General features: G+C 59.0%; 19 protein-coding genes. 10 read left to right on the top strand and 9 right to left on the bottom strand.

The window, feature by feature from the left end; genetic code table 11:
- The first annotated feature begins 98 nt into the window (after nucleotides 1-98).
- From BLW01_RS13035 to BLW01_RS13000, 8 genes are all read left to right on the top strand, one after another.
- Nucleotides 99-401: an urease subunit gamma gene (locus BLW01_RS13035; protein WP_092570408.1), complete on the top strand. Its 303-nt coding sequence runs from the start codon at nucleotides 99-101 to the stop codon at nucleotides 399-401.
- Nucleotides 402-455: 54 nt separating this feature from the next.
- Nucleotides 456-782 (top strand): urease subunit beta, encoded by a 327-nt coding sequence (locus tag BLW01_RS13030; RefSeq protein WP_092570407.1) that lies wholly within the window; start codon nucleotides 456-458, stop codon nucleotides 780-782.
- Nucleotides 779-2482, top strand: coding sequence for an urease subunit alpha (gene ureC, locus BLW01_RS13025; RefSeq protein ID WP_092570405.1), 1704 nt, complete (start codon nucleotides 779-781; stop codon nucleotides 2480-2482). The genes BLW01_RS13030 and ureC overlap by 4 nt, the downstream gene beginning before the upstream one ends.
- Nucleotides 2483-2647: 165 nt before the next feature.
- Entirely contained in the window at nucleotides 2648-3157 is a 510-nt protein-coding gene (gene ureE / locus BLW01_RS13020; RefSeq protein WP_092570403.1) for an urease accessory protein UreE, read from the top strand.
- Complete coding sequence (locus tag BLW01_RS13015; RefSeq protein WP_092570401.1) at nucleotides 3147-3842, top strand: urease accessory protein UreF; 696 nt, start codon at nucleotides 3147-3149, stop codon at nucleotides 3840-3842. The genes ureE and BLW01_RS13015 overlap by 11 nt, the downstream gene beginning before the upstream one ends.
- Before the next feature lie 126 nt (nucleotides 3843-3968).
- Nucleotides 3969-4601 (top strand): urease accessory protein UreG, encoded by a 633-nt coding sequence (gene ureG / locus BLW01_RS13010; RefSeq protein WP_092570399.1) that lies wholly within the window; start codon nucleotides 3969-3971, stop codon nucleotides 4599-4601.
- A 42-nt stretch (nucleotides 4602-4643) separates the two neighbouring features.
- Nucleotides 4644-5246 carry a HupE/UreJ family protein gene (locus BLW01_RS13005; protein WP_092570397.1) on the top strand — a complete coding sequence of 201 codons (603 nt, stop codon included), beginning with the start codon at nucleotides 4644-4646 and terminating at the stop codon, nucleotides 5244-5246.
- A gap of 106 nt (nucleotides 5247-5352) precedes the next feature.
- Complete coding sequence (locus tag BLW01_RS13000; RefSeq protein ID WP_175529840.1) at nucleotides 5353-8196, top strand: bifunctional diguanylate cyclase/phosphodiesterase; 2844 nt, start codon at nucleotides 5353-5355, stop codon at nucleotides 8194-8196.
- Here BLW01_RS13000 and BLW01_RS12995 read toward each other — a convergent pair.
- Complete coding sequence (locus BLW01_RS12995; protein WP_092570393.1) at nucleotides 8180-9901, bottom strand: GGDEF domain-containing protein; 1722 nt, start codon at nucleotides 9899-9901, stop codon at nucleotides 8180-8182. The two genes, BLW01_RS13000 and BLW01_RS12995, sit on opposite strands and share 17 nt — an antisense overlap.
- A 181-nt stretch (nucleotides 9902-10082) precedes the next feature.
- Between BLW01_RS12995 and BLW01_RS12990 the strand changes: the two genes are divergently transcribed.
- The gene (locus BLW01_RS12990; RefSeq protein WP_092570391.1) at nucleotides 10083-11885 is read left to right on the top strand and encodes a methyl-accepting chemotaxis protein; all 1803 of its coding nucleotides are present in this window, start codon (nucleotides 10083-10085) and stop codon (nucleotides 11883-11885) included.
- A 152-nt stretch (nucleotides 11886-12037) separates the two neighbouring features.
- Here the strand turns inward: BLW01_RS12990 and BLW01_RS12985 are convergent, their stop codons facing one another.
- The 6 genes from BLW01_RS12985 to BLW01_RS12960 all read right to left on the bottom strand — a co-directional run bounded on the left by BLW01_RS12985 (nucleotide 12038) and on the right by BLW01_RS12960 (nucleotide 15940).
- Nucleotides 12038-13702, bottom strand: a complete 1665-nt coding sequence (locus BLW01_RS12985) for a methyl-accepting chemotaxis protein (protein WP_092570389.1) — start codon at nucleotides 13700-13702, stop codon at nucleotides 12038-12040.
- A gap of 223 nt (nucleotides 13703-13925) precedes the next feature.
- Nucleotides 13926-14324: a type II toxin-antitoxin system tRNA(fMet)-specific endonuclease VapC gene (gene vapC, locus BLW01_RS12980; RefSeq protein ID WP_373294202.1), complete on the bottom strand. Its 399-nt coding sequence runs from the start codon at nucleotides 14322-14324 to the stop codon at nucleotides 13926-13928.
- 11 nt (nucleotides 14325-14335) lie between these two features.
- On the bottom strand, nucleotides 14336-14566 hold the full coding sequence (gene vapB / locus BLW01_RS12975) for a type II toxin-antitoxin system VapB family antitoxin (protein WP_092570385.1): 231 nt from the start codon (nucleotides 14564-14566) through the stop codon (nucleotides 14336-14338).
- A gap of 318 nt (nucleotides 14567-14884) precedes the next feature.
- Nucleotides 14885-15106 carry a DUF2835 family protein gene (locus BLW01_RS12970; protein ID WP_092570383.1) on the bottom strand — a complete coding sequence of 74 codons (222 nt, stop codon included), beginning with the start codon at nucleotides 15104-15106 and terminating at the stop codon, nucleotides 14885-14887.
- 10 nt (nucleotides 15107-15116) lie between these two features.
- Complete coding sequence (locus tag BLW01_RS12965) at nucleotides 15117-15641, bottom strand: hypothetical protein (protein ID WP_092570382.1); 525 nt, start codon at nucleotides 15639-15641, stop codon at nucleotides 15117-15119.
- Nucleotides 15638-15940, bottom strand: a complete 303-nt coding sequence (locus tag BLW01_RS12960) for a nucleotidyltransferase domain-containing protein (protein WP_092570380.1) — start codon at nucleotides 15938-15940, stop codon at nucleotides 15638-15640. Before BLW01_RS12960 ends, BLW01_RS12965 begins: the two co-directional genes overlap by 4 nt.
- Before the next feature lie 148 nt (nucleotides 15941-16088).
- Between BLW01_RS12960 and BLW01_RS12955 the strand changes: the two genes are divergently transcribed.
- A complete protein-coding gene (locus BLW01_RS12955) occupies nucleotides 16089-16559 on the top strand; it encodes a hypothetical protein (protein ID WP_092570378.1) in 471 nt (156 codons plus the stop codon).
- Between the two features lie 72 nt (nucleotides 16560-16631).
- On the opposite strand, the gene BLW01_RS12950 is transcribed toward BLW01_RS12955, so the two are convergent.
- Both BLW01_RS12950 and BLW01_RS12945 read right to left on the bottom strand, forming a co-directional pair.
- On the bottom strand, nucleotides 16632-16985 hold the full coding sequence (locus BLW01_RS12950) for an HVO_A0114 family putative DNA-binding protein (RefSeq protein WP_092570376.1): 354 nt from the start codon (nucleotides 16983-16985) through the stop codon (nucleotides 16632-16634).
- On the bottom strand, nucleotides 16985-17332 hold the full coding sequence (locus BLW01_RS12945) for a toxin-antitoxin system TumE family protein (RefSeq protein WP_092570375.1): 348 nt from the start codon (nucleotides 17330-17332) through the stop codon (nucleotides 16985-16987). Before BLW01_RS12945 ends, BLW01_RS12950 begins: the two co-directional genes overlap by 1 nt.
- Nucleotides 17333-17488: the final 156 nt, after the last annotated feature.

Below are 17488 nucleotides of genomic sequence, written 5' to 3'. Positions count from 1 at the left end.
CACGACACCGGCTTCTGGCCACCCGTAGGAGCGACATCAGTCGCCCATGAAAACGGCAAGCATCAGTATCTGAACATTCGATAGAGGGAGATCCGCTGATGGAACTCACCCCGAGAGACAAGGACAAGCTGCTGCTGTTTTCTGCAGCGCAGCTTGCCGAACGCCGCCAGGCGCGCGGTTTGAAACTCAACTATCCCGAGGCGGTTGCGCTCATCACGTTCGAGATTCTCGAAGGTGCACGCGATGGCACAAGCGTGGCCGAGCTGATGAGTTACGGCCGTGAAATCCTGACCCGTGACGATGTGATGGAGGGGGTCGCCGAGATGGTGGACGAGGTCCAGGTGGAGGCCACCTTCCCCGACGGCACCAAACTCGTGACCGTACATAGCCCCATTGTCTAACAGAGTACGAAATGGCTGCGCTCGCTCATTTCAGCAACCTCGTAAGGAGGCGCCATGATTCCCGGTGAATATCAACTGCAGGACGGTGATATCGAGCTCTGCGCGGGTCGCGAGCGAATCACCGTCGAGGTCGCCAATACCGGCGATCGTCCCATCCAGGTCGGGTCGCATTACCATTTTGCCGAGGCGAACCCCGCCTTGACCTTCGATCGTGCCAAGGCACGCGGCTACCGTCTCGATGTCGCGGCGGGGACCGCTATCCGTTTCGAACCCGGCCAGACCCGGGAGGTCACGCTGATTCCTTATAGCGGGTCCCGCCGGATTTACGGCTTTCGGGGGGAGGTCATGGGCGAACTGGACCGTTCGGGAGGTCAATCATGAAGATAACGCGTCAAGCCTATGCCGATATGTATGGCCCCACGACCGGCGATCGGGTTCGGCTGGGTGACACCGAGTTGTGGATCGAAGTCGAGCGTGATGCCACGCATCATGGCGACGAAGTGAAATTCGGTGGCGGCAAGGTGATCCGCGATGGCATGGGGCAAAGCCAGCGCGTTGGCGATGAGGTCATGGATAGCGTCATCACCAATGCCCTGATCCTCGACTGGTGGGGCATCGTCAAGGCCGATGTCGGTATCAAGCACGGTCGTATCGCCGCCATCGGCAAGGCCGGCAACCCGGATACGCAACCCGATGTCGAAATCATCATCGGCCCGGGTACGGAGATCATCGCCGGTGAAGGCAAGATTCTGACCGCCGGTGCGCTGGACGCGCATATCCACTTCGTTTGTCCGCAACTGGTGGAAGAAGCGCTGATGAGCGGTATTACCACCATGTTGGGTGGCGGCACCGGCCCGGCGACCGGCACCAATGCCACCACCTGTACACCGGGTGACTGGCACATCGGCAAGATGCTGCAGGCGGTCGACGATATGCCGATGAATATCGGCTTTCTCGGCAAGGGCAACAGCAGCCTGCCCGAGGCACTGGAATCGCAACTGGAAGCCGGTGCGATGGGGCTCAAGTTGCATGAGGATTGGGGGACGACGCCGGCCGCGATCGATAATTGCCTGGGGGTGGCGGAACGCTACGACGTGCAGGTTGCGATCCACACGGATACGCTCAATGAATCCGGCTTCGTCGAGGATACGCTGGCCGCCTTCAAGGATCGCTGTATCCACACTTATCACACCGAAGGGGCGGGGGGCGGCCATGCGCCGGACATCCTCACGGCCTGTGCTCGCGACAACGTGCTGCCGTCGTCGACCAATCCGACCCGACCCTATACGGTGAATACCATCGACGAGCATCTCGACATGCTGATGGTCTGCCACCACCTGGACCCGAACATTCCCGAAGATGTGGCGTTTGCCGATTCACGGATCCGTCGCGAAACCATCGCTGCCGAGGATATCCTTCACGACATGGGGGTGATCTCGATGATCGCCTCGGACTCCCAGGCCATGGGACGGGTCGGCGAATCGATCTGCCGGACCTGGCAGACCGCCCACAAGATGAAGGTACAACGTGGCCTGTTGCCGGAAGACCAGGCGCTCGGCGCCGACAACTTTCGTGCCAAGCGCTACATTGCGAAATACACCATCAATCAGGCACTGACGCATGGTATCGCTCATGATGTCGGCTCGATCGAAGTCGGCAAGCTGGCTGATCTGGTGCTGTGGGATCCGGCCTTTTTCGGTGCCAAACCGGCCATGATCATCAAGGGCGGCATGATCGCCGCCGCGCCCATGGGGGATCCCAACGGATCGATCCCGACACCGCAACCCGTTCACTATCGCTACATGTTCGGTGCCTTCGGTCGGGCCCCGAGCCGGACGAGGCTCGCCTTCGTCAGTCAGGCGTCGCTGGATGCCGGTATCGGCGACCGACTGGGATTGCGCAGTCAATTATCGGCATGTCGTGACGTTCGCAGCGTGCGTAAACGTGACATGAAGCTCAATGATGCCTGTCCCAAGCTGAGTGTCGACCCGCAGACCTACGAAGTGCGTGCCGATGATGAGTTGCTGACCTGCGAGCCGGCGAACGAACTGCCGCTGGCGCAGCGCTACCACCTGTTTTGAGCCATGACAACATCGCCAAGCCAGCTTGTCATCGCGAAACCTCGCGTGACCGCTGCCCCCACGGGCGAAGCGACCCGACCGCAGGAGTCCGACCGAGGGGGCAGGGTTTAGGTCACGTGGCGTTGAGCGAGGGCAAGGCTGGCGGCCAGCGAAGAGGTAATAGCAATGCTGAAACTCATCGAACGCCTGGGGGCCATCGAGCACGACCAGGCAGGCGACACCCTGACGTTGCCGTTCGAGTCGCGCACGCGCGGCCGCTTCAAGGCAAGAAGCGATACCGGGCGTGAGCTTGGCCTGTTCCTGGATCGCGGCCCGGTGTTGCGAGACGGGGAAGGGCTACGTGCCGACAGTGGCGAAGTGATTCTCGTCAGGGCAGCCGACGAACCGGTCGTGACGGCCCGGACCGAGGCCGGCCTGCCACTGGCGCGGCTCGCCTATCATCTGGGCAATCGTCATGTGCAGTTAGCCCTGGGAGAGGATGAGCAGGGGGGCTGGGTACGTTTCCCGCCCGATCATGTCCTCGAGGAACTGGCCGAGCGCCTGGGGGCGACGCTCGATCATCATGACGCGCCGTTCGATCCGGAGCCGGGGGCCTATTCCCAGGGTGGCCACCATCAGGGTCACCACCATTCGCATGCACACCACCATGCAGAGGGGGAGGCCCATGCCCATTGATGAACCTCTTCGTCGAGACGACGACCTGGCGCTGCTGGGGTTGCTGCAACTCGTCAGCCCGGCGCTGCCGATCGGCGCGTTTGCCTGGTCGCAGGGCCTGGAGAGTGCCTTCGAGCTGGATTGGGTGACCGATGAGGCCAGCCTCGGTGACTGGTTGGAGGGGGTGCTCGACGACGGTCTGACACATTGCGAGCTGCCGGTTCTGCTACGTCAGCAACATGCCTGGGCAGCGGCTGACAGTGACGCTATCGCATTCTGGGATGATTGGCTGCAGGCCAATCGGGAAACCGCGGAACTGGCAGCCGAGGACCGGCGTCTCGGCGAGGCGCTGGCGCGTTTGCTGAGGAGCCTGGATCGATTGCCGGTGGCACCCTCGCTTCCCGGCGGCGCCGGCTATGCCACGGTCTTTGCCTGGACTGCCCATTGCCGGGATGTCCCGGTTCGCCAGACCCTGCTCGGGTTTGCCTGGGCCTGGCTGGAAAACCAGCTTGCCGTGGCGTGCAAGGCGTTACCGCTTGGGCACACGGCAGCGCAACGCCTGGTCGAGCAACTGAGGCCGTCGCTGGTGACGGCGGTGGACAAGGCCCTGACGCTCGATGATGACGACCTGGGACCGGCATTACCCGGCCTGGCGCTCGCCAGTGCGTTACACGAAACCCAGTACTCACGGCTGTTCAGGAGTTGATTGCCACGACATGCGGCCCGGGTGTCGTAGGTGCGGTCTCGGCCGCGATGCAGGGCGCAGCCCTGCCTGACCAGGCATCGGGCGGTGTCCATCGCGCTAATCACTGATAGATCAAGGAGCCAAAACATGACCCATTGTCTGCGTATCGGCGTCGGCGGCCCGGTGGGGTCGGGCAAGACGGCGCTGCTCAAGCAACTCTGCCTGGCGCTGCGGGACCATTATGATCTCGCCGTCGTCACCAATGACATCTATACCCGCGAGGATGCCGATTTCCTGCTCAAGCACGATGCGCTGGCCGCCGATCGCATCCTTGGCGTGGAAACCGGCGGTTGTCCGCACACGGCGATTCGCGAAGATGCGTCGATGAACCTGGCGGCCATCGATGATCTGCAGTCCCGCCATCCCGATCTGGAACTGGTGCTGGTGGAGTCCGGCGGTGACAATCTCTCGGCCACCTTCAGTCCCGAGCTTTCCGACCTGACGCTTTACGTGATCGATGTGTCGGCCGGTGACAAGATCCCGCGCAAGGGCGGTCCCGGCATCACCAAGTCGGATCTGTTGATCATCAACAAGATCGATATCGCCGAACAGGTTCATGCGTCGCTGGATGTCATGGAGCGCGATGCCAGGATGATGCGAGGCGATCGCCCCTTCGTCTTTACCAATCTCTACGACGGCGTCGGTCTCGAAGAGATCATCCGTTTCATTCTCGATCGCGGCATGCTGCCTGAACGTCGCCCGCAGGCGCGGGCCAGCTGAGTCTCGACATTACTTCATTGAATCTTGCGAAAGGAGTCTTGTATGACTGTCACGTTGCCTCATCAACCGACGCGTCTGGCGCTGAGCCTCTGTCTCCCGTTACTGGCGGTGGCGGGCCTGGCCTGGGGACATCCCGGCCATGGGGGTGGTCATGGCGGTTTCGCCGCCGGCCTGTCTCACCCGTTCCTGGGGCTGGATCATCTCCTGGCGATGGTGGCGATCGGCCTGTGGAGCGTGCGGCAGAGCGGTCTGTTTCGTACCCTCTCCCCGCTCGTCGTGCTGCTGGGCATGTGGGCCGGTGCGGCGTTGGTCTGGAGTGGCATCGCATTGCCCGGCGTCGAGACGGGGATCGCGTTGAGCGTGCTCCTGGCAGGTGTGTTGCTGGCGGCCATGGCGAGACTGCCGAGCGTCGTGGGAGCCGTCCTGGTCGTCACATTCATGTTGTTCCATGGTCACGCTCACGGCAGCGAGCTCCCGCATGGCGCCTCGCTGATGAGCTATCTGGCCGGCTTCTCGTTGGCCACGTTGGCGATCACCTATGGTGGCAAGGCCCTGGGCGGTTTCCTGATGACACGCAGCAATGGCTGGGTCCGCGCACTGGGCGTTGGCATCGCCGCCCTGGGAAGTGTCTTCGCATTGAGTTGACCAGACTTGACTCTCCGGTGCCGGCCTTTCAAGGTCATCATATATGTGCCGATAACACGTGGTAGAGTGCACGTTCTGCCATGCCAAGGCACCGGGGAGCGATTCATTGAAAAAGGCGATTGCCGCACAAGATAATTTTCAAGTCCTGGCCGATACCTTGGCGCTGGATGCCGGTGATGCGTTCTTTGACGACCTGGTCACGCACCTGGCCAAGGTGCTGCAGGTCGATTTCGTCCTGATCGGCGAAATCACCGCCGATCGTCTCAATGTTCGGACTCTGGCCGTCTGGTCCCGCAGCCGTATCAGTGCGAATATCAGCTATCCCCTCAAGGGCTCGCCCTGTGATGGTGTCGTCGGCAACAAGCCTTGCCACTATCCCTCGGGCATCTGCGCCCGTTTTCCTGATGATCCCATGCTGGAAGATCTGGGCGCCGAAAGCTATCTGGGCATCCCCATATTCGCTCCGGACGGTAGTGCCCTGGGGTTGATCGCCGTACTGGATAGCCGTCCGATGCCGAATGTGGAGATAGCTCGCGAAGTTCTCCGCGTCGCTGCATCACGCGCTGGCGCGGAACTCACCCGGCAAGAGGTCGAACGACACCTGCGGACCTCGCATCGTGCCTTGACTCTGCTCGGTCAATGCAACAAGGCGTTGATCAGGGCATCGGATGAGTCGTCGCTGTTGGAATCGATCTGCCATCTGGCGGTCGAGGCAGGCGGGTACCGCATGGCGTCGGTGGGCTATGCCCGGAACGATGAAGCGAAAAGCATCGTGCCTCAGGCCTGGGCCGGCAATGAGCAAGGTTACTACGATGCCATTCGTCTCAGTTGGTCGGAGGTTGACCCCTACGGGCAGGGGCCGGCGGGGCGTTGCATTCGTAGCGGAAAGACCGTCGTCCTGAATAGGCTGCATGAGGATGCACGTTTCAACCCCTGGTTGAGTGACGCCGAAAAGCGCGGCTTCCAACGAATCATCTGTCTGCCGCTGCGCCAGGAAGATGGCACGATCTTTGGCATACTGGCACTGTATGAAGGCCGGAACCATCCTGATCGCGCCGAAGACCTCGACAGTGATGAGGTCGATGAACGGGAGCTGGCGCTTCTCGAAGAACTGGCCGATAACCTGGCGTACGGGATCAATGCGCTGCGTGTGCGTTCTCGTCAGCAGCGTATGCATCATGCCGTGCTGAACATTGCTACGGCGGTCTCTGCCCGCAGTGGCAGCGCCTATTTCGACCAGTTGACTGGTCATATGGTCCAGGCGCTGAATGCCGATTTTGCTTTCGTGGGGCTATTGGATGAGGGGCATCCACGGCAGGTCAACTCGATTGCCGCCGTCATCGATGGGCATCGCGTCGAAGACGTTTCCTATGACTTGACCGACACCCCTTGCGAACGCGTGATCACCGAAGGCCATTGGGAGTCGCAGGGCGCCATCACCGAACGGTTGCCGGCCCAATACCAGGATGTCTTGCATGGGATCCGCGCCTATGTCGGCTATCGTCTGGACGATGCCAATGGCGATCCCATCGGACTGTTGGTGGTCATGTTCCGCCGCACGCTGGAGGATGTCGACTTTGTCAGTTCGGTACTGCAGATATTCACGGCCGTCGCCGCTGCCGAACTGGAGCGACAGAACGACGAATCCCGTATTTTCCGGCTTGCCTACTACGACACGGCAACCAATCTGCCCAATCGCACCTACTTCAAGGAGTATCTGGAAGCCGCGTTTGCCCTGGCCGCTCAGAAAGACACGTCATTGGGCGTGGTGTTTCTCGACCTCGACCGTTTCAAGGACATTAACGACTCCTACGGTCATGATACCGGCGACAGGGTGTTGATCGCCGTGGCGGAGCGGTTGTCCCAGGTGTTGCCGGCAAATTGCATGCTCGCCCGTCTCGGCGGTGATGAGTTCGTGGCGGTGGCAGAGCATATCGATCTCGATGGCATGCGCAAGCTGGCTGAGCGACTGCAACGCGTGCTGGAACCGCCTTTCAAGGTGCGCCGGCAGCAGCTGTCGTTGGAGGCGAGTCTGGGCATGGCCTGCTACCCCACCCATGCGGAGACCGTAGGCGAGCTGCTCAAGCACGCCGACATTGCCATGTATCATGCCAAGGAGCGTGGCAGTGGGTATTGCCTATACGATTCCGCGATGGGCGAGGCCGTGGCGCGACGCCTGCTGCTGGCGAAACGCTTGACGTCGGCACTCAAGACCGATGCGCTCGAGTTGAACTTCCAGGCCCAGGTCGGTCTCGATAGTGAATCCCTGGTCGGTGTCGAGGCATTGTGTCGTTGGTTCGATGCCGAACTGGGCTGGATCAGTCCGGCCGAATTCATCCCGCTGGTCGAGGAACGCGGCATGGCACCGGCGCTGGGGGATTGGGTATTGCAGGCGACCTGCCGTCAGATCATCGCCTGGCGTCGCCAGGGACTGTCGGTGCCGCCGATCAGTGTCAACATCGCGGCACAGCAACTGGATGACCCGCGCTTCGTTCAGCGTATCACCAGCATTCTCGCCACCTACGGTGTGGCGCCGTCGGCGATCGCCCTCGAATTGACGGAGGGCGGCTTCATGAAAGACCCCGAGCAGGCGATCGCCTTGATGAAGCAGCTCAAGTCGGCAGGGTTCACGCTGGCTGTCGATGATTTCGGTACCGGCTATTCCTCGCTGGCCTATCTCAAGAGTTTTCCGCTGGATACGCTCAAGATCGACATGTCCTTCGTGCGCAACATGCTCTCGAACGACAGTGACCTGGCGATCGTGGCGACCATCATTTCCATGGCGCGTAGCCTGAATATGCGAACCGTGGCGGAGGGTGTCGAAACGCGCGGCCAGGCCGATGCCCTGCGTGAGCTGGGGTGTGATCAGGCGCAGGGTTTCTATTTTGCGCGTCCGCAGACCAATGAGGCCTTTGCCGCCGACTGGCTGCTAGCTAAGGTGTCATCCTAGAACTCAGCCGGTTTCGTCCCGCCGTCTTGGCCCGGTACAGTTCCGTATCGGCACGTCGAACGAGGTCTTCGGCAGACGCATCATCGGCTTGCAATTCGGCAATCCCCAGACTCAGGGTGTACGTCACCGGATCGTTGGGGACGTCGCCGTCGATTCGATGGTCACCATTGACGCAGCGGATCCGTTCGGCCACCTGGCATGCCTCATCGAGGGGGGTTTCCGGCAGAATAACGACGAACTCCTCACCGCCGTAGCGTGAAAAGAGATCGCTGCTTCGCAATACCGGAGCGGTTGCCTCGGGAATGGCCTTCAGCACGCGGTCTCCGACCAGATGTCCGTAATCGTCGTTAATAGCCTTGAAGTTGTCGATATCGAATAGAATCAGGCTCAACGGCAGATTATGTCGCCGGGCGCGCTGGAATTCACGCTGAATATGCGCTTCGAACAACCGGCGATTATCGATACCGGTCAGGCCATCCTTTTCGGCTTGAACACGCAAGGCGTTCTCGGCTTGACGCCGCCGGGCGATTTCCAGCGTCAGATGACGGTTGACCACGTGCAGGTAGCCGGCAGCCAATAGCACCAGCGCCAGAACGGTACCGACAGGCACGAGCCAACGCCCCAGGTGAGGGGAGCCATTCGACTCGGGCGTAAAGAGTAGCGAGCCGATATCCGCCTGCTGGATCATACCCAACTCTTGGTACACCTCGGCGATCGACTCCCACCGTCTGGGGTTCATGTAGCCGATCTCGATCAACTGGGGTTGCATCAACTCTCGGAGTTGCTCCGCTTCATGAAGCAGGAACTCGCGATCATGACGTTCGCTGCGGGTACCGTATTCTCGTTCGATGAGTGTGGCGATCGCCTCCGGATGCTCGAGCGCGTACTCCCAGCCACGCAGGCTGGCATCGCGAAAGGCGGCCACGCGCTCCGGCTCGTTGTCGGCCAGTTGGCGATGCGTGAACAGCGTGTCGCCATAGAAATCGACTCCATAGTCGGCCGGATCGATTTCGACAGGCGTGGCACCAACCTGACGAAGGAGGTAGGGCTCATCAGTGCGATAAGCGGTGGTGAGTTGTGTCGTGCCGCTGAGTAGATCGTCGAGATCCCAGCTAGGGGGCGAATTGTTGAGTGCACGAATGTCCACATCGGCCTTGCGTAGCGCAGCAACGGTTTCGGCACTGATCCGTTTGTCCGGGTTGTTGGTGGGCAGCGTCAACGAGACTGGACGGTCGCCGATATCCTCGAGGCGATCGAAACCGTAGCGTTTCAGGGTCAGCAGCGTCAGCGGTGAACGCTGCATGATATTGGCGATGACCGTGACCGGGGCGCCACGGCTGTGATGGAGCAGAATATCGGAGCGCGTTACCCCGAAGTCCGCCCGCCCGAAGATGACTTCCTCGACCGGATCGACGGACCGGCCCTGGTTGTCATAACCGCCATGACGGATTTCCACGTCGAAGCCGGCATCCCGATAGTATCCCTGATCCTGGGCTGCATAATATCCGGCCGATTGAAACTGGTGATACCAGAGCAACTGTAACGACACCGGTTCCAGATCGTCTCGTGGGGCCTGGGCGTTGGCCACCGGAGCGCCCAATGACAGTGCCGACAGAAGACTCAGCCATAAGGGGGCCAGGACTCGCCGGCATTGAACGCAATGCCGGACAGCCATATTCCCTGCCTTGACCGGAGGCTCCGTCATGGTTGTCCTTATGATCTCCTAAGCCTTCTTTATTGAGTCTATCTTACTTTGCCGTTGATGGGGTTGCTAAACGCTTGCCCATCCGACATCAAGTTTTTCCAGTGCTTGCCGATATTGCAAAGCACAATAAAAACGATGGCATCCCTTTAGGACTGAAGACGATTCTGGAGAAATCATCTCAATGACAACCACTCACACATCACCTCACCGACGTGGTATCAGCCTTCAGGCGAAGGTCCTGGCGCTGGTACTGCTGCCGTTGTTCATCATGACCGTAGTACTGGTCGCTCGCGAATCCATGGATCGCATCGACACGAATCGTGAAAGCCTGGCGCAACAACGCGAAACGCTGATCGACAACCGCAAGCAGAGCGTGCGGGATGTCGTACAGCAGGCCAAGACCGCCATCGCTCCTATCGTCGACAATGCGGATGCCGACGATGACGAAGCCAGGGAACGGGCCGCCGAGATCCTGCGCAGTATGCGCTTCGAAGGTGACAATTACATTTTTGCGTTCGAATACGATGCGACGAATATCGTCCTGCCTCATCAGCCGGAGCAGGAAGGCACCAATCTCGGCGATCTGCAAAGCCCTGACGGTGACTACATCATTCGTGAACTGGTTGAGGTCAGTCGCGATGGTGGCGGGTTCTACGAATATCCGTGGGAGTATCCGGGGACGGATGATACGGAAACCAAGTATTCCTACGCTGACAGCATCGAGGCCTGGGACTGGATGATCGGTGCCGGCGTCTATGTCCGAGACATCAACGAAGCCATGGCGGATGTGGAAGCCGAGGCAGCGGCTGATCTCAGAAACTCGATTGTCAGTGCTGGCTTGACCGGTGCCGTGATATTTCTGATCGTTGCCGTTATTGCCTGGTTCCTGGTGCGCCGCACGCTCGGGCCGATCCGTCAGACCGCAGCCGCCATGCAGGACATCGCCGAGGGCAAGGGCGACCTGACCAAGCGCCTGGAGGTCGATACCAAGGATGAAGTCGGCGAACTGGCCACACAGTTCAACGCCTTCGTGTCGCGTATGCAGGAGACGCTCCGAGAAGTGCGCAGCAGTGTGGAGCAGGTCAACCATGCCGCCGGCGAGATTGCTCAGGGGACCGATGAACTCTCCACGCGCACCGAGCAGGCGGCTGCCAATCTGCAGGAAACCTCGTCGTCGATGGAAGAGATCACCTCGACCGTCAACCACAGTGCGGAATCCGCGGATCAGGCCAACCAGCTCGTCTCCGAGACGGCCGATGTGGCGCGCCAGGGTGAATCGGCGATGGGGCAGGTCGAAAAGACCATGACCGATATCAACGATTCCGCCGAGCAGATCAGCAACATCATCAGCATGATCGATTCCATCGCCTTCCAGACCAACATCCTGGCGCTCAATGCCTCGGTGGAAGCGGCCCGCGCGGGTGAACACGGCAAGGGCTTCGCCGTCGTCGCCCAGGAAGTCCGCACGCTGGCCAGCCGCTCCAGCGAAGCCGCCAGCCAGATTCGTGAATTGATCGACACGTCGGTCAGTCACACCCAATCCGGTGCCGAAATCGTGCGTCAGGCCGGCCAGACCATGCAGGACATCGTCCAGAGCGTCTCACGGGTGACCGATGTGATCGGCGAGATCAGTGCCGGTGCCAAGGAGCAGAGCAGCGGTATCGGTCAGATCAATACCGCCGTCGCGGAAATGGACTCCATGACCCAGCAGAACGCCGCCATGGTCCAGCAATCCGCCAGTGCCAGTGCCGAGATGCGCCGCCATGCCGAGCACCTCAATGCGCTGGTGTCATCCTTCGTGCTGGGAGATGACAACGCCACTCCGCGACGTCAATCGCTACCGGCCAGTGGGAACACCGCGTCCAGCCGTCCGACGTTGTCCGGCAACTCGACTTCAGCAGCGGCTTCCACTTCTACATCGACACCACAACGCTCCCCGGCAACGCGCCAGGGAAGTGAAGTCGAGGAGTGGGAAGCGTTCTAATGACTGCACTGTAACTGTCGCTGCCTCACATGCTTGATCCTGAAAGGTTCTGGATTGTCGTGGGGCGGCGTCAGCTGGATTCTGCAAGGTTTGTGGCTTTCGTGGGCGCGGCTTGAGCCGCGATAGGCGGTGTCCTTACCGCCTCGACGAACTCAGCTGAATTCCAGCCACTTCTGATCTTCCCTGGAATCCGTCTTTTCCTGTCCTTCACTCTGTTGATGGGTGAGGGTACGGCCTGTCCGTGACTCACTACCTTCGGTATTGCTCAATTTGAAGGAACTGATCAGGGCCATGAGGCGGTCCGCCTGATGGCTCATCTCGTCGGCGGCGGCGCTGCTTTGTTCGACCATCGCCGAGTTCTGCTGCGTCATGGTATCCAGCTCGGTCACTGCGGTATTGACCTGACTGATCCCGCTGCTCTGTTCCTGAGCGCCGGTACTGATCTCACCGATCATTTCCGTCACGCGATTGATGCTCTCAGCGATTTCTTCCATCGTCTGACCGGCCTTACGCACCTTCTCGGAGCCGGAATGGGTATTGGCGACGGACGTTTCCACCAGTTCACGGATTTCGCGTGAGGCGTCACTGGAACGTCCCGCCAGGGTGCGTACCTCCTCGGCCACCACGGCGAAGCCTCTGCCGTGCTCACCGGCCCGAGCCGCCTCGACCGAGGCATTGAGCGCCAGGATATTGGTCTGGAAGGCGATGGAATCGATCATGCCGATGATCTCGTTGATACGCGACGCCGACTCGGTGATGTCGTTCATGGTCGTCTCGACATCCTGCATCGCACTCATGCCGTTGCGGGTCACCTCGGCGCTGCTGCGTGCCAGTTCATCGGCCTGTGTCGCGGTTTCAGCCGTATGGCGAACCGTGGAAGTGATCTCTTCCATCGACGACGAGGTTTCCTGCAGGTTGGACGCCGTCTGCTCCGTTCGCGATGCCAGATCCTGGCTACTCTTGGCGATCTCGTCCGATGCCGAATTGACGCTCAGGGTACTGGAGCGCACCGCCTGCAGCGTTCTATCGATACGATCGATAAAGCCATTGAACTGAGTGGCCAACTCACCGATCTCATCGGTACGACGGCTCTCGATGCGCTCCCTCAGGTCGCCGTCGCCTTCGGAAATCTCGCGGATACGCTCGCTGACTTCACGGATCGCCTTCGACATACGGTGCGGACCGATCAGTGCCAGGGCCGTCGCGGCGATGAAGATCAGCGCGGAAATCGCGATCACCCAGGTCTGTTGGGTGCTGATGCGATCGAGCATGACGTTTTCCAGTTCGGCCACCTTGGCATCGGCTGCCTGGCCGGCCAGATCGTACACCTCACGCAACTCATTGAAGCGTGGCATGCCTTCATCATAGAAAAGCGTTTTTGCCTCTTCCGTATTGCCTTCCTGGTGCAACTCGGCAATGTCCTTGGAGATGGTATCCCACGCCTCGAAGCGGGCCTCGAACTCATCGAGTTCAGACACTACATCTGGGTAGTCCGCCATGTGGCCTTCGAAAGCGTGCATCCTGTCATAAGCCTGCCCGGCATTCTCCTCATATGCCGCGATGAAACCTTGACCGGCATCGCCTTCCGGGTCGGCATCGAGAAACTCCAGAAGGGCCATTTGTCCCTGATATAAATCGCGATCGGCATTCAGCACATCCGAAATGGCGACGTTGAACTCGCTGCTGAAGGCCGTCATGCGCTCCTTCACGGCATTCACCAACCGCTCATCCACCGCCACGATTGCCAGAAGCGACAACGCCACGGCAATGAACGCCACCGCATACTTGACGTTGATTCGGTTGAGTTTACCCAGCATCAGTACCCCCTAATGTATTCACCATTATCTTTGTGTAGGCAACAGGAGTATCGGCTGGGATAGTGAATGCTTGAGTAAATTAGTCTTTTCTAATCAATTGGTTAGAGAGATATGAGTGCGACTGAGATGTATTGCCATCGCCCTTGATGTGCCGGGTGTGAGAAAAGAGACCAGAGCGTATCCTGCAAGGTTCGTGGGGAGCTTGTATACATCAATGACACACTCAAGGGTTTCTGGCCGCCCAGTCTTCGAGTCTCAGGCCGGAAACTCGACGAAACTCACTCACATTGTTCGTGACGACTATCAACCCCATTGATCTGGCGTGCCCGGCAATCATGCTGTCATAAGGACCAATAGGCTGACCTGCGTTAGCGAGTTCCGACCTGACTTGACCGGTATGTGCAGCGGCATCGTTATCGTACTGCAGAACGTCCAGACGGGCGGCAAATCCCTCTACAACGTGGAGGTTCTTCTCCGGACTTCCTGATCTCTCCGCCCCGTAGATCAGCTCCATCAGCGTCACCGTACTGATACAGAGTTGATCGTGATGACTCTTGAATGCGTCTCGCACATGGGGTGGCTTGTTTTTTATCGTATAGATGCAGATATTGGTATCGAGCATGTACTTGAGCATTAGAAGGATTCGCGCTCCTGCTCATCAGGTTGATCACGCACCGCCATGAAATCGCCAGTCACCCCAACGTCATCGAACCAGCTATCCCAGGATTCCCCGACAGGAGTGATGATACGAGTACGGCCAATAGCGATGACATCCACCCGCTTCACGTCTTCTGGCAGTGCCGCCACCTTGGGTAGCCGGATCGCCTGGCTTCGATTCGATTGAAATACGGACCCCTTTGGCATGATTACCTCCTTAAGCTTTGTACGAAAGCTGCCTGCACTCGACAATACGGCGTTAAAAATCGCCTTAAAATGCTCATTTACACCCGTAGATTCCGCTTTTTCGTTGATTTTTGCCTTGTCTAGCCTTCGCGCGCCGACTTTTCGTACAAAGCCTAGCATATGCCAATAGTATATCCCAGATTAGAAGGAGAGATGTATATGTCAAGAGGATATACAAAAGCGACTAGCAGCTCTATCGCGACTAAGGTCCTTCCTACCTGACGGATTTTGCGAGGTTTTTTGTAGGAACGGCTTTAGCCGCGATGGAGAGCACGATAGCTATTCGAGTCGCTGGATTGACTCGAAGCGCCCCTCCGAGGAGTAGTGCAACCGGAACACGCCCTCGACGCCGTCCTTCGTCACGACCCGCCGCAGGGCCGATGCCGGAAACACCACCCGCCGCCCATCCAGGCTATGGGCGAAGACGTTGTCCACCCGGCCCTCGTAGTGGGCGAGGCAGGTTTCCTTACTGAGTTCGAGGAAGAGGTCGATAGTGGGCATGCAGCACGACCTAGGTAATGGACTGGAATTCCTGGGAAAAATCATCGCTGATAGGCAAAACGCCTAGCTGCGTTTCACAGAAAGCAAGGAACCGTTCGGAAGCCGCATATAAGATGCCGGAAAGCTGATGCAGCGTATTGAAGTGCTCGGCAGTTTCCAGGTAATCGGTGTCGTAGTCATGGGCGGCAAGGTTTCTCGCAGCACGACAACGCTGCCAATCCTCGCGAGAGGTGATCACTGCTTCTTTTTCAAAGAAGCCAAGAACCTTCAGGAAGTTGTCACTTGGTTCCCCCGCAAGATAAGCGCAGTGACGCATGGCGGTAGCCAGAGAGTCCTGCAATTTCGCAAAACGCTCATTGATGGCGGCCAGCGTTTCGAAAAGATCGACATCCTTTTTCCTGGTGATGAGCGTTTCACCTGTCAATGGCCACTGGATACGTTGCTCCGATTGGTAGAGGAAATAAGCGCAACGCTGTATGGCTTCCAGCAAGCGGGCCAAGTGTCGTTTCTGAGCGGTGAGGATATCGTCAGTCATGCCACGCTTCTCAGTGGATGTGCCTGGTTCAGTGCGATGGAGGCAAACGGCGAGGGTGTCGTGCCAGCTTGATGACATAACACATCGACAGCAATGCCCAGAGCGTCCTCCAATGCCATGGTCAGTTGAGCACGCTTCAACCGAGAGACAGGGTCTGGAGTGATGACGAGCAAATCGATGTCGCCCCCCCGGCGGCTATCATCAAGACGAGAGCCATAGACGCGCAGGTCGAGATCGTCTCCCAACCACGTTTGGCAGATCGACTGTATCGTCTCGGCCTGTTTCTGTGAGATACGCATGGCTGACACCTGATACGAGTGCTGGCTTACAGTTTACCCACCACCGCTGTCGCCGGCCAACTCCCGCTGTTCCTTCCGTGCTTGCAGTCATATCTCCCATCCTCAATACTGACCCTACACCGAACAAGGAGTCAGGGGAGGGCGGCCCATGCAAGTCACCTCGGTTGCCGGTTTCCAGCCTTACCAGTCACCGACAGCGGCACCGGTCCAGAACGTCAAGGCGGCGGAGCACGCCAATGCCGCCCGTAGCGGGGAGAACGCAGGAGCCAGGGCCAACGATCTCGCCTGGATTCAAGCCGTCAGGATGGGAGACGACGAAGCGCTCGCCGAAGCGCCTCAACAGGACAGCGATACCGGCCTTGACGGCGAACTCCCTCTCGACCAGCAGCTCACCGCCCAACTGATGCGCGCCGATGCCGAGGGCGGGCAGGGCGATAACACGTCGCAAGACGCCTATGCCGATTCCTACTCGGCTGATTCCGGTGAGAGGGAATCCGTCGCCGCGACAAAGGTAGAGAACCCACCGGCCGGCAACGACAGCGCCATCGCGCTATATAACTCTCTGGCCGGCACCGGCATGACACCGCAACCGGGCGAGACCTTAAGCGCCGTAGCATGATCACCCACCCCATTGTAGGAGCGGCTTCAGCCGCGATGCAGGGCGGAAGCCCTGCCATTTTTCGCAGCGCGACTACATAAGCTTGACTTCGAATGAATCGGCAACCGGTATGGGGATACGGGCGTGACGCGGGCCTTCTTCGATCGATATCAAACCATATCCCTGCATTTTCTTGATCGTGCGGCTAAGGCTCTCTTTGCGGCGACCGGTGATTGCCGACAATTCGCCCAGCGACTGAGGCTTACGTTCCCCGATGATTTTCAGCAACTCGAGATTTTTGGTGCTCAACATTTGGGACATCGTTTCCACGCTATCGAACCAGATCTTGGGCTCATCCGGTGCAGGATGATATTCACCCTTGGCAATCTGTAACGTACGCTGCCGAAATGCATCGCGATTCATGATACCGATTTTCAAGGTTTTCATCATATTCCCTCAGCGGCTAAACAGCGGTCCACCGCTTGCCAGAAATCTTCCAACAATTGCTCCGGGGTATCGAAATCGTACTCGTACACATCATGGCGCTCATGGAGGTGATCCCATTCTTGACGTTTTGCGGTAAACTTTCGCCTTTTTGCTTTCGGCGCATGAGCGTTGTCGAACCCTACCAATCGCTGGCCGCTACGGTGGTGTAGTGTCAGGCTGTATTTGATGCCATGCGGTATATGTGAAGTCGGTTGAACACTGAACACCACGAATTTTACCCAAAAGCCATCCCCGATCGCGTAACTGACACCATCAAGCGCTAGTAATGTGTCCAGTCCATTGGACATAATTGCTGCTCCCCTTGATATGGCTGTAGTTTATGTCAGTTGATTTCTGCTATCAATTGACGCAACTCCCATCGTGACTAAAATCCCTCCTACCTGCCTGATTCCACAAGGTTTCGGGGGCTTGTAGGAGCGGCTTCAGCCGCGATGCAGGGCGGA

The sequence above is a fragment of the Aidingimonas halophila genome (assembly GCF_900106955.1).
GTDB lineage: Bacteria > Pseudomonadota > Gammaproteobacteria > Pseudomonadales > Halomonadaceae > Aidingimonas > Aidingimonas halophila.
This window is presented reverse-complemented; position numbering and strand designations above follow the sequence as displayed.